Annotated in this window: 16 protein-coding genes; 8 read left to right on the top strand and 8 right to left on the bottom strand. The window is 61.9% G+C overall.

Going from position 1 to position 13,227, the window contains the following annotated elements; translation table 11 throughout:
* Positions 1–3 precede the first annotated feature (3 nt).
* The gene (locus BFN10_RS06640; RefSeq protein WP_003189627.1) at positions 4–849 is read left to right on the top strand and encodes an AAA family ATPase; all 846 of its coding nucleotides are present in this window, start codon (positions 4–6) and stop codon (positions 847–849) included.
* Positions 849–2,027: a vWA domain-containing protein gene (locus BFN10_RS06635; RefSeq protein WP_071488994.1), complete on the top strand. Its 1,179-nt coding sequence runs from the start codon at positions 849–851 to the stop codon at positions 2,025–2,027. The genes BFN10_RS06640 and BFN10_RS06635 overlap by 1 nt, the downstream gene beginning before the upstream one ends.
* A gap of 76 nt (positions 2,028–2,103) precedes the next feature.
* On the opposite strand, the gene BFN10_RS06630 is transcribed toward BFN10_RS06635, so the two are convergent.
* Genes BFN10_RS06630 through BFN10_RS06620 form a run of 3 tightly spaced genes read right to left on the bottom strand, consistent with a single transcriptional unit; the run spans position 2,104 to position 4,456 of the window.
* A complete protein-coding gene (locus BFN10_RS06630) occupies positions 2,104–3,018 on the bottom strand; it encodes a 5-oxoprolinase subunit C family protein (RefSeq protein ID WP_071488993.1) in 915 nt (304 codons plus the stop codon).
* Positions 3,015–3,719, bottom strand: a complete 705-nt coding sequence (locus BFN10_RS06625; RefSeq protein ID WP_071488992.1) for a 5-oxoprolinase subunit B family protein — start codon at positions 3,717–3,719, stop codon at positions 3,015–3,017. The genes BFN10_RS06630 and BFN10_RS06625 overlap by 4 nt, the downstream gene beginning before the upstream one ends.
* Positions 3,716–4,456, bottom strand: coding sequence for a 5-oxoprolinase subunit PxpA (locus BFN10_RS06620; RefSeq protein ID WP_071488991.1), 741 nt, complete (start codon positions 4,454–4,456; stop codon positions 3,716–3,718). The genes BFN10_RS06625 and BFN10_RS06620 overlap by 4 nt, the downstream gene beginning before the upstream one ends.
* Before the next feature lie 176 nt (positions 4,457–4,632).
* Between BFN10_RS06620 and BFN10_RS06615 the strand changes: the two genes are divergently transcribed.
* Positions 4,633–5,556 carry a LysR family transcriptional regulator gene (locus BFN10_RS06615; protein WP_071488990.1) on the top strand — a complete coding sequence of 308 codons (924 nt, stop codon included), beginning with the start codon at positions 4,633–4,635 and terminating at the stop codon, positions 5,554–5,556.
* A gap of 49 nt (positions 5,557–5,605) precedes the next feature.
* On the opposite strand, the gene BFN10_RS06610 is transcribed toward BFN10_RS06615, so the two are convergent.
* The 3 genes from BFN10_RS06610 to BFN10_RS06600 are packed head-to-tail and all read right to left on the bottom strand — an operon-like array spanning position 5,606 to position 7,503.
* Positions 5,606–6,148: a DUF2937 family protein gene (locus BFN10_RS06610; protein ID WP_071488989.1), complete on the bottom strand. Its 543-nt coding sequence runs from the start codon at positions 6,146–6,148 to the stop codon at positions 5,606–5,608.
* Positions 6,149–6,159: 11 nt separating this feature from the next.
* The gene (locus tag BFN10_RS06605; RefSeq protein ID WP_071488988.1) at positions 6,160–6,936 is read right to left on the bottom strand and encodes a class II glutamine amidotransferase; all 777 of its coding nucleotides are present in this window, start codon (positions 6,934–6,936) and stop codon (positions 6,160–6,162) included.
* A 30-nt stretch (positions 6,937–6,966) separates the two neighbouring features.
* On the bottom strand, positions 6,967–7,503 hold the full coding sequence (locus BFN10_RS06600; RefSeq protein ID WP_058425328.1) for a hypothetical protein: 537 nt from the start codon (positions 7,501–7,503) through the stop codon (positions 6,967–6,969).
* 25 nt (positions 7,504–7,528) lie between these two features.
* Here BFN10_RS06600 and BFN10_RS06595 point away from each other — a divergent pair, with 25 nt between their 5' ends.
* Positions 7,529–9,571: a S9 family peptidase gene (locus tag BFN10_RS06595; protein WP_071488987.1), complete on the top strand. Its 2,043-nt coding sequence runs from the start codon at positions 7,529–7,531 to the stop codon at positions 9,569–9,571.
* A gap of 68 nt (positions 9,572–9,639) precedes the next feature.
* Complete coding sequence (locus tag BFN10_RS06590; RefSeq protein ID WP_071488986.1) at positions 9,640–10,113, top strand: cyclic nucleotide-binding domain-containing protein; 474 nt, start codon at positions 9,640–9,642, stop codon at positions 10,111–10,113.
* Here the strand turns inward: BFN10_RS06590 and BFN10_RS06585 are convergent.
* Positions 10,110–10,388 carry a hypothetical protein gene (locus tag BFN10_RS06585; RefSeq protein WP_071488985.1) on the bottom strand — a complete coding sequence of 93 codons (279 nt, stop codon included), beginning with the start codon at positions 10,386–10,388 and terminating at the stop codon, positions 10,110–10,112. The genes BFN10_RS06590 and BFN10_RS06585 overlap by 4 nt on opposite strands.
* Before the next feature lie 78 nt (positions 10,389–10,466).
* Here BFN10_RS06585 and BFN10_RS06580 point away from each other — a divergent pair, with 78 nt between their 5' ends.
* Positions 10,467–11,147 (top strand): spermidine synthase, encoded by a 681-nt coding sequence (locus BFN10_RS06580; protein ID WP_071488984.1) that lies wholly within the window; start codon positions 10,467–10,469, stop codon positions 11,145–11,147.
* Between the two features lie 4 nt (positions 11,148–11,151).
* Here the strand turns inward: BFN10_RS06580 and BFN10_RS06575 are convergent, their stop codons facing one another.
* Entirely contained in the window at positions 11,152–12,072 is a 921-nt protein-coding gene (locus BFN10_RS06575; protein WP_071488983.1) for a ParB/Srx family N-terminal domain-containing protein, read from the bottom strand.
* 98 nt (positions 12,073–12,170) lie between these two features.
* Between BFN10_RS06575 and BFN10_RS06570 the strand changes: the two genes are divergently transcribed.
* On the top strand, positions 12,171–12,545 hold the full coding sequence (locus BFN10_RS06570) for a YajD family HNH nuclease (protein ID WP_025858458.1): 375 nt from the start codon (positions 12,171–12,173) through the stop codon (positions 12,543–12,545).
* Positions 12,546–12,715: 170 nt separating this feature from the next.
* The gene (locus BFN10_RS06565) at positions 12,716–13,183 is read left to right on the top strand and encodes an RNA methyltransferase (RefSeq protein WP_003189607.1); all 468 of its coding nucleotides are present in this window, start codon (positions 12,716–12,718) and stop codon (positions 13,181–13,183) included.
* Positions 13,184–13,227: the final 44 nt, after the last annotated feature.

Here is a 13,227-nt window from a genome sequence, read left to right as displayed (position 1 = left end):
CCGATGAAGTTCGAAGGCACCCAGGCCTATGTGGCTACCGATGACCTGAAACTGGCCGTCAACGCCGCCATCACCCTGGAACGGCCGCTGCTGGTCAAGGGCGAACCGGGCACCGGCAAGACCATGCTCGCCGAGCAACTGGCCGAGTCCTTCGGTGCCAGGCTGATTACCTGGCACATCAAGTCCACCACCAAGGCCCATCAGGGCCTGTACGAGTACGACGCGGTAAGCCGTCTGCGCGACTCGCAACTGGGCGTGGACAAGGTGCACGACGTGCGCAACTACCTGAAGAAGGGCAAGCTCTGGGAGGCCTTCGAATCCGAAGAGCGGGTGATCCTGCTGATCGACGAAATCGACAAGGCCGACATCGAGTTCCCCAACGACTTGCTGCAAGAACTCGACAAGATGGAGTTCTACGTCTACGAAATCGACGAGACCATCAAGGCCAAGAAACGCCCGATCATCATCATTACCTCCAACAACGAAAAAGAACTGCCGGACGCGTTCCTGCGCCGCTGCTTCTTCCACTACATCGCTTTCCCCGACCGCACCACCCTGCAGAAGATCGTGGATGTGCACTACCCGGACATCAAGAAAGACCTGGTCAGCGAAGCGCTCGACGTGTTCTTCGACGTGCGCAAAGTGCCCGGCCTGAAGAAAAAGCCCTCCACCTCCGAACTGGTCGACTGGCTCAAGCTGCTGATGGCCGACAACATCGGCGAAGCGGTGCTGCGCGAGCGCGACCCGACCAAGGCCATCCCGCCGCTGGCCGGTGCGTTGGTGAAGAACGAGCAAGACGTGCAGTTGCTGGAACGTCTGGCGTTCATGAGCCGTCGCGGTAATCGCTGATGTTGCTCAACCTGTTCAACGAGATGCGCGCGGCCAAGGTGCCGGTGTCGGTGCGCGAGCTGCTTGACCTTATCAATGCGCTGAAGCAGCGCGTGACCTTTGCCGACATGGACGAGTTCTACTACCTGGCCCGGGCGATCCTGGTCAAGGATGAACGGCATTTCGACAAGTTCGACCGGGCCTTCGGTGCCTATTTCAACGGCCTGGAAAAGCTCGACGACCACCTGCAGGCGTTGATCCCCGAAGAGTGGCTGCGCAAGGAGTTCGAACGCTCGCTGACCGATGAGGAACGTGCGCAGATCCAGTCCCTCGGCGGCCTCGACAAGCTGATCGAGGAATTCAAGAAGCGCCTGGAAGAACAGAAAGAGCGCCATGCCGGCGGCAACAAGTGGATCGGCACCGGTGGCACCAGCCCGTTTGGTTCCGGCGGCTATAACCCCGAAGGCATTCGCGTCGGCGATGCTGGCAAGCGCCAGGGCAAGGCCGTCAAGGTGTGGGACCAGCGCGAGTACAAGAACCTCGATGACCAAGTGGAACTGGGCACGCGCAACATCAAGGTCGCCCTGCGCCGCCTGCGCAAATTTGCGCGCCAGGGCGCGGCGGAAGAGCTGGATATCGACGGCACCATCGACCACACCGCCCGCGACGCCGGCTTGCTGAATATCCAGATGCGCCCGGAGCGGCGCAACACCATCAAGCTGCTGTTGCTGTTCGATATCGGCGGTTCGATGGACGCCCATGTGAAGATCTGCGAAGAACTGTTCTCTGCGTGCAAGACCGAGTTCAAGCACCTGGAGTACTTCTACTTCCACAACTTCGTGTACGAATCAGTGTGGAAGAACAACCAGCGCCGCACCTCGGAACGCACCTCGACCCAGGACCTGCTGCACAAATACGGCGCGGATTACAAAGTGATCTTTATCGGCGATGCCTCGATGGCACCGTATGAGATCACCCAGGCCGGCGGCAGCGTCGAGCATTGGAACGAGGAGCCTGGGTATGTGTGGATGCAGCGCTTCATGGCCAAGTACAAGAAGCTGATCTGGATCAACCCGTATCCCAAGGACACTTGGGGGTATACGGCGTCAACGGGGATTGTGCGGGAGTTGGTGGAAGATCAGATGTATCCGCTGACCTTGCGCGGGCTTGAAGAAGGGATGCGCTTCCTCTCCAAATAAACGCCTCCCCTAATACTGTAGGAGATCCAATGTGGGAGGGGGCTTGCCCCCTCCCACATTTTGACCTCAGTGTTTTTCAGGTCGTGGTGAACCGCTTCATAAAGTCGATGTGCTGCTGGTGGGCTGTCTGTTGTACGACCGGCGCCAACCGCACCGTCTCCCCCGGCAAGCATTGCGCCAGCCGCGCCAGCGACAACGGCGTCAATGCACCCAGGCGCGGATAGCCACCGATGGTCTGTCGATCATTGAGTAACACGATCGGCTGCCCATCCGGCGGAACCTGGATCGCGCCCAGCGGAATGCCTTCGGAAATCAGCGACGGTCCCTGGTATTGCAACGGCGCGCCCAGCAGGCGCATACCCATGCGGTCGGCGCGGCTGTCGAGGGCCCATGCGGTGTTGAAGGCGTCGAATAGGCTCTGGCCGCTGAATTGGCCAATCTGTGCACCAACGATCACATCCAACGGTTTACCGGGTTGCAAATCCGGTGCACTCAGCACCTTCATTGCACCACCTGTACCGGAGTAGACCAAGCGCCCTCCTTCGGCCAACGCCTTGCCGAAACCGTCCACCCCGCCCAACTCTTCACGCACAACCGTGGCGCAACTGCCGAGCACAGCCGGCGCATCAAAGCCGCCCGGAGCCGCAAGATAGGCCCGCGCACCGCTGAACGGCTGGGTGAAGCGCAAACGCTGGCCCTTTTGCAGGATAAAACTGCGGCCCGGGCTGATGGCACGTTCATCGATGTACGCGCCCAGGTCTGCACCGGCCAGGGCCAGCAGGCAATAATCCTCGGCCTGCACGGTGAAACCGCCCAGGGTGATTTCCACCACCGGCGCGTCCAGTGCATTGCCCAGCAGCCAGTTCGCCCAGGACATTGACACCCAGTCCAGCGCCCCGCCCTGGGTCACGCCCAGGTGGCGTACGCCAAAGCGACCAGCGTCCTGCAACAGGCACAACGGCGTGCTGGCCTCGATCAGTAAGCGACTCATGCCTGCGCCTCCAACGGCGTATCATCGCCCCCCAACTTGATGAATTCAGCACGCTCGACCGCTTCGAAGCGCACCGTGTCGCCGGGCTGCATCAGGCTGTAGCCGTCGCGCCCGCGGTCGAAGAGCCTGGCCGGCGTGCGGCCGATCAGGTTCCAGCCGCCCGGCGACACCATCGGGTAGGCGGCGGTTTGTCGTTCGGCGATGCCGACGCTACCGGCCGCCACGCGTTTGCGTGGGGTATTCAGACGCGGCGTGGCAAGAACTTCATCCACCAGCCCCATAAAGGCGAAGCCGGGCGCGAAACCGAGGGCAAACACCTGGTACTCGTGGGCACTGTGGCGGCGGATCACTTCGTCGATAGCCAAACCGCTGCGCTGGCTGAGCAAGGTCAATTCCGGGCCGACGCTCAAGTCGTACCACACCGGCAGCACATGGCACTGGCCGCCGCCCTGGGCTTGCGGTTGCAGGCCGGCAAGGGCCTGCTCGATCAGTGCCCGCGCCTGGGCCGGGTTCACGGCGCCGAGGTCGTAATGCACCATCAAAGTGGTATAGGACGGCACCAGGTCCACCAGCGCCGCGCCGAAGCCACTGCGCAGGCGCTGGGTAGCGGCGAGCATCCACGGCATGTTGGTTTCGGCGATAGCATCAAACAGGCGCACCATCAGGCAGTCGATGGCGACCACTTCAATCCGTGGCTTCATGCTGGCTTCAATGCCTCGCGGATGCGCTGTACGGCCGCGACCGAGCTCGCGTTGTCGCCGTGCACGCACAGGGTATTGGCTTGCAGGAGCAGCGGGCTGCCGTCGCTGGCAATCAGCGCCTCACCACGGGCAAGGGTCAGGGCCTGCTGCACGATGGTGTCGGAATCATGGTGCACGGCGCCCGGCAACTGCCGCGACACCAGGTGCCCTTTGTTGTCATAGGCGCGGTCGGCGAAGGCTTCGAACCACAGGGTGACACCGTATTCGGCGCCCAAGGCCTGGGCCGCGCTGTTGTCACGGGTGGCGAGCAGCATCAGCGGCAGTTCGCCGTACGCCGCCACGGCCTGGATCACCGCGCGCAATTGCACGGGGTTGGTCATCATGTCGTTGTACATCGCACCATGGGGCTTGACGTAGCTGACCCGCCCGCCCTGGGCACGGCAGAGACCATCGAGCGCACCGATCTGGTAGTGCAACAGGTCCTGGATTTCCTGCGGGGTATAAGCCATGGAGCGACGGCCAAAGCCTTGCAGGTCCTGGTACGCCGGGTGTGCACCGATTTGCACGCCATGCTTGAGCGCCAGGCTGACGGTCTTGCGCATGATGCTCGGGTCACCGGCATGGAAACCGCAGGCCACGTTGGCGCAATCGATGAACGGCATGACCTCGGCGTCCAGCCCCATGGTCCAGTTGCCAAAGCTTTCGCCGATGTCGCAATTGAGTAAAAGACGGCTCACGGACTGTCGCTCCTGTAGGCGTTGTTTTCTTGTAGTGTGGGATTTTTTACGCAGAACTCGCAACTTGTCCTGATACCCCAACGGCGCTTATCGTGGAATGGCTCGATTTTTGGCGCTGGCCCGGTGCGGCGTCCAACTAATAAAAACCGATCCATGCATAAGAAAAAGTTGATCCCATGAATTTGAAGTTCCTCGAAACCTTCGTCTGGGTGGCCAAGCTCAAGAGTTTTCGCCTGACCGCCGAGAAGCTGTTCACTACCCAGGCCTCGATCTCCAGCCGCATCGCGGTGCTGGAAAGCGAGTTGGGGGTGAAGTTGTTTCTGCGTGACTCACGGGGCGTGAGCCTGACCCCGGAAGGCTTGAAGGTGCTGGATTACGCCGAGCAGATGATGTTGACCATGCAGGGCCTGAAGCAGTCCCTGGAGACCACCAGCAGCAAGGTCGGGCGCATCCGCATCGGTGCGATGGACACGGTGATCCATACTTGGCTCAGCCCCTTGGTGGCGGAATTGATGGACCACTTCCCCCTCGTGGAAATCGAATTGGTCGCCGATACTGCACTGAACCTCAGCGATCAGTTGCAAAAAGGCTTCCTCGACCTGATTCTGCAAACCGACCTGCTGCGCCTGGAAACCGTGCGCAGCCTGGAACTGGCCAGCCACCCCATGGCCTGGATCGTCGCCAGCCAGTCGATCTACAACCGCGACTACGCTTCCCTCGCCGAACTGGCCCAGGAGCGCATCATCACCTACTCGAAAAACTCCCACCCGCACCAGGACGTGATCAGCCTGATGCAAGCCAACGGCGTGGCCGCGCCACGCATGAACTGTGTGAACTCGGTGTCGGCCATCACCCGCCTGCTGCGCGATGGCTTCGGCATCGGCGCACTGCCGCCGGTGCTGGTCAGCGAGGAACTGGCGCGTGGGGAGTTGGTGATGTTGCCGATGGCGCAGAAGCTGCCGAACTTGCAGGTGGTGGTGTCGTGGCGCGTGGGGGTGGAGTTGGTGGAAGAGATTGTGGGGCTGTGCCAGAAGGTGGTGGCACGGTATGCCGAAGAGGTTGGCGTAGAGCGGATGCTACTGAGCACACAACCTCACTGAAGACACAGGATTAAAACTGTGGGAGGGGGCAAGCCCCCCACATTTTGTCTCAGAGGCCCTTGAGGTCGCGCTCTTCGATCGGCCGGCTCTGGCGCAGGCGCTTGCCGCCCAGCACCACCCAGTCGATCAGACGGAACAGGCATTCCAGGCCAAACGACAGCAGCATCGCCCCGCCCAGCCCCCAGCCCATGGCCTCGGGCGTCAGCAGGATCTGGTAGCTGTAGCCGTTCCAGGTTTCCAGGCGGATATCCGGGTCGGCCGCCACCGCCACCTGCAGGGCGCGGATGTACCACGGGCCTTGCATGGCCTGGAATTGCTTGTCCAACGCCACCTGGCGGTCAAGCATGGCGCCCAGGCTGTTGGCATCGCTCTGGAACACCGGGTCATCACTGGCGCGGTAATGCGCCACCAACGCTTTCAAATCGCCGTTGAAGAACTGGCGTGCGGTGTTTTCAAACCCGCTGAGGCCGGTCTGGGCCTCGATCAGGTGCGCTTCGACGCGCTTGGCATAGTCGTTGATAAACCCCGGGACTTGCACGCCGATCAGCAGACCAATCGCAAACAGCACCAACCGCAGATAACTGAGCAACATGGGCGATATCCTTACTCGGTAATGCCCTGGCTGACGCATTCACCGCGTCGCCACAGGCTCCATTGGCCCGGTTCGTAGCGGGTCCAGTTTTCGTTGTCGGTCAAAGGTTCGGTGGCAATCACCGTCACCACATCGTTAGGTGTGGTTTCGGCCTGAAAGTCGACGATCACGTCGACATCTTTCAGGCGCGCCGGGCCGAACGGCGCACGCCTTGTGATCTGTGCCAATTTGGTCGAACAGTAGCAGAACAGCCAGTCACCATCGCTGAGCAGGCAGTTGAACACGCCCTTGCTGCGGTATTCGGCACAGGCGGCGATCAGGTCCGGCAGCACTTTTTCGATGTCCACCGGCTCGGGGAAGGCTTCACGCACGCGGTTGAGCAGGTCGCAGAAGGCCGCTTCACTGTCGGTGTCGCCCACCGGGCGGTAGAACGTGGCGCGGGGATTGAAGTCCGCCAACTGGCCGTTATGGGCGAAGCACCAGTTGCGGCCCCACAGTTCGCGCACGAACGGGTGGGTATTGGCCAGGCTGACCTTGCCGACATTGGCCTGGCGGATATGGCCGATGACCACTTCGCTTTTGATGGGATAACGCTGCACCAGCAGCGCGACTTCCGACTCACTGCTGGCGGCCGGGTCCTGGAACAGACGCAGGCCACGGCCTTCGTAGAACGCGATGCCCCAACCGTCACGGTGGGGGCCGGTGCGCCCACCGCGCTGCATCAGCCCGGTAAAGCTGAACACGATGTCGGTGGGGACGTTGGCACTCATGCCCAATAATTCACACATGCCAGGGCTCTCGCTGCAGGGCGGACGACGTTAAAGGCGCGGTTCGACGCGCATACCGCTCACGGGTGCAGGACGGCGGAAGGGCACGTCGTCTTCATCTTGATCCGGCTCGGCGGCCAGGGCCGCATCGGCGGCGGCCTTGCGCTCGCGACGGGCCTTGGCGGCACGCTCGATGGGCCAGCGGATCAACACGAACACCAGGTACACGCCAAAGGCGATCATGGTGTACATGAACAGATCGGAGATGGCCCGCCAGGCGTTATTGCCGACCTTGAGCACCAGATCGAGGGCGGTGATGGCCACCGCCGGCGCGAACTGGGTCTTGACCGGGTCGACGATGGTCGGGCTCAACAGCAGCACCGCCATCAGCAATTGCAGCGGCTCGCGCAACCAGCGCCAGATCCAGCGGGTCATGCGCCACCACACCAACAGGCAGCCCAAAGCGGCGAAGGCGTAAAGGCCCCAAGCGGTCAGATAGTCGTTCTCGGTCATGGTGTCCATGGCAAGGTTGGCAAACAGGCGGCTATGATAACGGCTTTTGCGTGTCGCGGCTGCAATGCCTGCCACCGTCTGCCAGATAGAGATCAATCCTATGCCTGTATCGACTGCTCCGATTGCCCGCAAGGCCCAAGGCCCCGATCCGTACGCCTGGCTGCAAGAGCGTGACAGCGCCGAGGTGCTCGATTACCTCAAGGCCGAGAATGCCTGGCAGGAAGCGCAACTCGCCGACCAGAAGGCGCTGCGCGACAGCCTGTTCGAAGAGATCAAGGGCCGCATCCTCGAAACCGACCTGTCCCTGCCCTCGCCGTGGGGGCCGTACTTGTATTACACCCGCACCACCGCCGGTGACGAGTACGCCCGCCACTACCGCTGCCGCCGCCCGGCGGATGACAGCAACCAGGTGGATGACAGCAGCGAAGAGCTGTTGCTGGACCCGAACGTACTGGCCAATGGCGGTTTCTTCTCCCTCGGCGCGTTCAGCATCAGCCCCGACCACCAGCGCCTGGCCTACAGCCTCGATACCAGTGGCGAAGAGATCTACACCCTGTACGTGAAGGAACTGGCCACCGGCAAGGTCAGCGAGCTGGAGTTTGAAGACTGCGACGGCAGCATGACCTGGGCCAATGACAGCCTGACGCTGTTCTTCGGCGAACTGGACGACACGCACCGCCCGCACAAACTCTATCGCTATCGCCTGGATGGCACGGCGGCGCAGGAAGTGTTCCACGAGCCCGACGGGCGTTTCTTCCTGCATTGCTACCGTTCCAGCTCCGAACGCCAGTTGCTGCTGTCGCTGGGCAGCAAGACCACCAGCGAAGTCTGGGCGCTGGACGCCGACCAACCGCACCTGGCGTTCACCTGCCTGGCACCACGGGTCGAGGACCATGAGTACGATGTCGATCACGGTCAGCTGAATGGCGCGTGGACCTGGTTTATCCGCAGCAACCGGGATGGCATCAACTACGCGCTGTTCGTGGCCACCGACATTGGCGACGTGCCGACCGAAGGCGAATGGCAGAACCTGATCCCTCATCGTGATGACGTGATGCTCGACGGCGTCAGTCTCAACACCAGCGCCATGACCCTGAGCCTGCGCATCGGCGGCCTGCCGGTGATCGAGGTGCACCCGGAAGGTTTGCCGGTGTATCGCGTGGAATTGCCCGACGCAGCCTATAGCCTCTACGTACAGAACAGCCTGGAGTTTGTCAGCGACAAAATCCGCCTGCGCTACGAAGCCCTGAACCGCCCGGCCCAGGTCCGCCAGTTGGAACTGGCCAACGGTGCACAACAGGTGCTCAAGGAAACCCCGGTACTGGGCGTGTTCAACGCCGACGACTACGTGAGCCAGCGCCTGTGGGCCACCTCCGCGGACGGCACCCGGGTGCCGATCAGCCTGGTGGTCAAGCGCGACCAGCTCGGCAAGCCCACACCGCTGTACCTGTACGGCTACGGCGCCTACGGTTCGAGCCTCGACCCTTGGTTCTCCCACGCCCGCCTGAGCCTGCTGGACCGGGGCGTAGCGTTTGCCATCGCCCACGTGCGCGGTGGTGGCGAGCTGGGCGAGGCCTGGTATCGCAACGGCAAGCAGGAACACAAGCAAAACACCTTCAGCGACTTTATCGCCTGTGCCGAACACTTGATCGCCGAGGGCCTGACAACGTCCAGGCAACTGGTGATCAGCGGCGGCAGCGCCGGCGGCCTGTTGATCGGCGCCGTGCTCAACCAGCGCCCGGCGCTGTTCCAGGCGGCGATTGCCGAAGTGCCGTTCGTCGACGTGCTCAACACCATGCTCGACCCCGAGCTGCCGCTGACCATCACCGAGTACGACGAGTGGGGCAATCCGCAAGAGCCCGAAGTATATGAGCGCATCAAGGCCTACGCGCCTTACGAAAACGTCAGCGCCCAGGCCTACCCGCACCTGCTGGTGATCGCCGGCTACAACGACAGCCGCGTGCAATACTGGGAGGCCGCCAAATGGGTCGCCAAGTTGCGCGACACCAAGACCGACGACAACCTGCTGCTGCTCAAGACCGAACTGGGCGCCGGCCACGGTGGCATGAGCGGTCGTTACCAGGGATTACGTGACGTAGCGCTCGAATATGGATTTGTGTTCAAGGCGCTGGGGCTGGTTTAAGGAACTTAGCCGGGCGGTCCTGTCTGACCACAGGACCGCCTACTGATTGATGGATCAAGATTGCAGCCATGGCACTACCGACATTAATGAATACCGAAATCCGCGATATGCTCATGGATTGCGGCCTGTTCGACCCGCTGTTGCCGGAAGACTTTTACGTCGCTGCCGGCTACTTCAACATCAGCAGCATTGCCCGTGACGAAGCGATCTTCCTCGAAGGGGACGCCGGCACCTTCATGTGCATCATCCACAGTGGCCAGGTGGCGGTGCAGAAAACCAATCATGACGGCCAGCGCCTGACCATCGCTACCCTGCGCAGCGGCCGGGCCTTTGGTGAAATGGCGGTACTTGACGGCGAGCGGCGTTCCGCCAGTTGCGTGGCGGCCAGTGACTGCGTACTGCTGAACCTGGGCCGGGATTCCCTGGAAAAGATGCTCAACGAAGCGCCCAGGATCGCCGCCAAGATCATCCGCGCGATAGCCATCGCCTTGTCCAAGCGCCTGCGCATGGCCGACGGGCAGTTACTGTCCCAGCAGTTCTAACCGCCCGGCGACTTCGGCTTGCTGTCGTTCTGCAACAGGCCGGGCACCGTCTGGTCCTTCGGCGGCGTGGGCAGCACGATAGGCACCAGTGGTGGCGAACCGTTGGTCTTGGGCACGGCAGGCGGGGTGACTTGCGGGTACAACGTCGGCGTCGGGGTACCCGGCGCGCCTGGCGTCGGGGCGGGCGCGACCGGTACGGTTTGCAACTCCTGAGCCTGCGTCGCACCACAGGCGAGCGCGCTCAACACAATGACCGTTAGAATGCTGCACTTCATCGATGGCTCCATGGCCTGACCGGAATGTCACAAGGCTACTCCCAACCGCGCAAGAATGCCCTTCCCAATGAGATTTCCATGAAACGTTTCGTTCTGCTCGACACCACCCCGATCCCCGACAACGGCGGTGCCTTGTGCCTGTTCGAATACGGTGAAGATTTTGTCATCAAGATCCAGGGCGGTGACGGCGGCCAATTGATGAACACGCGCATGCACGGTTCCGAAGATGCGCTGGCGGAAATTCCCTGCCGCAAAGTTGCCGGGCGTCCGGATTCGCGGGTGCTGATCGGTGGCCTGGGCATGGGGTTCACCCTGGCTTCGGCGCTCAAACACCTGGGCAAGACCGCCGAGGTGGTCGTGGCAGAACTGGTGCCGGGAGTCGTGGAATGGAACCGTGGGCCGCTGGGAGAAAAATCCGGCCGGCCACTGCTGGACCCACGCACGGTGATCCGCCTGGAGGATGTCGCCAAGGTGCTGCAGGCCGAGCCCCAGGGTTTTGACGCGATCATGCTGGACGTGGACAACGGCCCCGAAGGCCTTACGCAAAAGGCCAACAGCTGGCTTTACTCCGCCGGTGGCCTGGCCGCCTGCGCCAAGGCCCTGCGCCCCAAGGGCGTGCTGGCCGTGTGGTCGGCGAGCGCCGACAAGCTGTTCAGCGACAAACTGCGCAAGGCCGGTTTCAAGGCCGAGGAAGTCCAGGTGTTTGCCCATGGCAACAAGGGCACGCGGCACACCATCTGGATTGCACAGAAGGTGTGATCGGCTAGCGCAGGGAATTGCGGTAATCGATCACGTACGGCACTTTTTTGTCGAAGGTCTTTTCCAGTTCGTTACGATCGAGCCTGGTCATGCCGCCCAGTTGATGGGCGGTAAAACCGCTGTCGCCGACCTGTGAGCCGGGCGCCAGGCTGACCATGCGCTTGGCGACGGCTTCGATGGCGTCCTTGTAACCGCCCTTCTTGTTCAGGTTGTACTTGCCCAAGTCAATTTGAGTGCGCAGCCAATTGCCCCAGTAGAACTCCAGGAACTCCGGTGCGACCTCGCCAGCCTCAGGTTTGCCATAGGCGGCCTTGCGGGTGAAATACACCAGGCTGCGGAACGTGTCGTCCTGCAGGTTCTTGAAACCCAGATGTGCCGGCAACTGCTCGGGCGGCAGGGTCTGGCCCTGGTTGTCCTTGAGCCAGACCTTGCGCGCCGCTTGCATGCGCAGCCAGAAGCTCTTCATGTCCGGGCTGTTGCTGAAGTCATCCGTGACCTTGACCCACATGTTCAAGCGAGGGCCGCCACCAGGGACTTCCCACAAGGTGGTGAAGCTATGGTGACCATCGGTCAGGTACAACTGGCCGCCGGGGCCGACTACCACGGTTTTCATGTCGTCGGGATGGGTGCCGACCGGGTCCTGGCAGGTAAAACTCGACGGCTGGTGCAAGTCCGCGCCCTTGGGCACCTTGTCGGCTTCGCCCTGGCCGTTGGTCTCGCAGTATTCATCGAAGACCTTGGCGGGTTTGTCCGCAAACAGCCCCAGGCTGTAGTAAATCTGGTCGAAGCCCACCACGGCCTGGGTCGGGTGCAGTTGTTCGAGGGCCACCTCGATCACTTGTCCGGGTTTTGGCGTGGAGAACGCTTGGGCGTGGGCAACTGCCCCACACAACAACAGTGCAACAGTCCATGAATGCAGACGCATGAGTTTCAGATCCTTATGAGCAAAGTGAAGCGGTTATTTACGTCGCGAGCGGCTAGAATCAACCCTATCCGTGAACCACCAAATAGCCAGGAGCCATGATGAGCTCGACCAACCCGCCCTCCCACACCGCCAAGCTGGACCGCATCCTTGCCGATGCCCAGCGCGATCGGGAAATGGGCTACCGCGACAAAGCGTTGAAGATGTACCCCCACGTGTGCGGCCGCTGCGCCCGTGAGTTCTCGGGCAAGCGCCTGAGCGAACTGACGGTACACCACCGCAACCACAATCATGATGACAATCCCCAGGACGGTTCCAACTGGGAATTGCTGTGCCTGTACTGCCACGACAACGAACACTCGCGCTACACCGACCAGCAGTACTTCGGCGAAGGCTCCACCAGCAGCCCGACGATTGCCAAGGCCACGCATAACCCGTTTGCGGCGTTGGCGGGGTTGATGAAGAAAGACGACTGATAGTCCATTGTTGTTAGCACCGGCCTCATCGGGGGCAAGCCCCCTCTCACATTCTGACCGGCGTACGCAGGCCTAGTGTGGGAGGGGGCGTGCCCCCGATGGCGATCGTCCAAGCAACACATCCCCCCAAGGCCGTATAATCGCCGTTTTTCTCCAAGGCACCCTTCCCCGTGGGCAATAAACGCTACAGCTGCATCGGTCTGTACAACCCCAAATCCCCCGAAAACGTCGGCTCGGTCATGCGCGCCGCCGGTTGCTACGGCGTGGCCTCGGTGTTCTACACCGGCGTGCGCTACGAGCGCGCCCGGGACTTCATCACCGACACCAAGAAGGTCCATCACGACATTCCGCTGATCGGCATCGATGACCTGAAAAAGATTCTGCCCCTGGGTTGCATCCCTGTCGCCGTGGAGCTGGTGGAAGGCGCCCGCCCGCTGCCTGAGTACACCCACCCCGACCGTGCGCTGTACATTTTCGGCCCCGAAGACGGCTCGCTGGATAAAGAGATCCGCGACTGGTGCGAAGACGTGGTCTACATCCCGACCACCGGTTGCATGAACCTCGCCGCCACGGTCAACGTGGTCCTTTACGACCGCCTGGCCAAGGGCAACAACACCCGTTCAGGCCCCAAGTACTGATATTTCGGGAACATCCGGCGTCTGCGGGCAGTCAGCTAATTATC

The sequence above is a fragment of the Pseudomonas extremorientalis genome, from assembly GCF_001870465.1.
Taxonomy (GTDB): Bacteria; Pseudomonadota; Gammaproteobacteria; order Pseudomonadales; family Pseudomonadaceae; genus Aquipseudomonas; species Aquipseudomonas extremorientalis.
This window is presented reverse-complemented; position numbering and strand designations above follow the sequence as displayed.

What these genes read in the sequence shown, in the direction of transcription:
- BFN10_RS06585 (WP_071488985.1), bottom strand. Translation starts at nt 10,388, where the DNA reads ATGAAGTGCAGCATTCTAACGGTCATTGTGTTGAGCGCGCTCGCCTGT.
- BFN10_RS06625 (WP_071488992.1), bottom strand. Translation starts at nt 3,719, where the DNA reads ATGAAGCCACGGATTGAAGTGGTCGCCATCGACTGCCTGATGGTGCGC.
- BFN10_RS06615 (WP_071488990.1), top strand. Translation starts at nt 4,633, where the DNA reads ATGAATTTGAAGTTCCTCGAAACCTTCGTCTGGGTGGCCAAGCTCAAG.
- BFN10_RS06595 (WP_071488987.1), top strand. Translation starts at nt 7,529, where the DNA reads ATGCCTGTATCGACTGCTCCGATTGCCCGCAAGGCCCAAGGCCCCGAT.
- BFN10_RS06610 (WP_071488989.1), bottom strand. Translation starts at nt 6,148, where the DNA reads ATGTTGCTCAGTTATCTGCGGTTGGTGCTGTTTGCGATTGGTCTGCTG.
- BFN10_RS06575 (WP_071488983.1), bottom strand. Translation starts at nt 12,072, where the DNA reads ATGCGTCTGCATTCATGGACTGTTGCACTGTTGTTGTGTGGGGCAGTT.
- BFN10_RS06630 (WP_071488993.1), bottom strand. Translation starts at nt 3,018, where the DNA reads ATGAGTCGCTTACTGATCGAGGCCAGCACGCCGTTGTGCCTGTTGCAG.
- BFN10_RS06580 (WP_071488984.1), top strand. Translation starts at nt 10,467, where the DNA reads ATGAAACGTTTCGTTCTGCTCGACACCACCCCGATCCCCGACAACGGC.
- BFN10_RS06640 (WP_003189627.1), top strand. Translation starts at nt 4, where the DNA reads ATGAAGTTCGAAGGCACCCAGGCCTATGTGGCTACCGATGACCTGAAA.
- BFN10_RS06605 (WP_071488988.1), bottom strand. Translation starts at nt 6,936, where the DNA reads ATGTGTGAATTATTGGGCATGAGTGCCAACGTCCCCACCGACATCGTG.
- BFN10_RS06590 (WP_071488986.1), top strand. Translation starts at nt 9,640, where the DNA reads ATGGCACTACCGACATTAATGAATACCGAAATCCGCGATATGCTCATG.
- BFN10_RS06570 (WP_025858458.1), top strand. Translation starts at nt 12,171, where the DNA reads ATGAGCTCGACCAACCCGCCCTCCCACACCGCCAAGCTGGACCGCATC.
- BFN10_RS06635 (WP_071488994.1), top strand. Translation starts at nt 849, where the DNA reads ATGTTGCTCAACCTGTTCAACGAGATGCGCGCGGCCAAGGTGCCGGTG.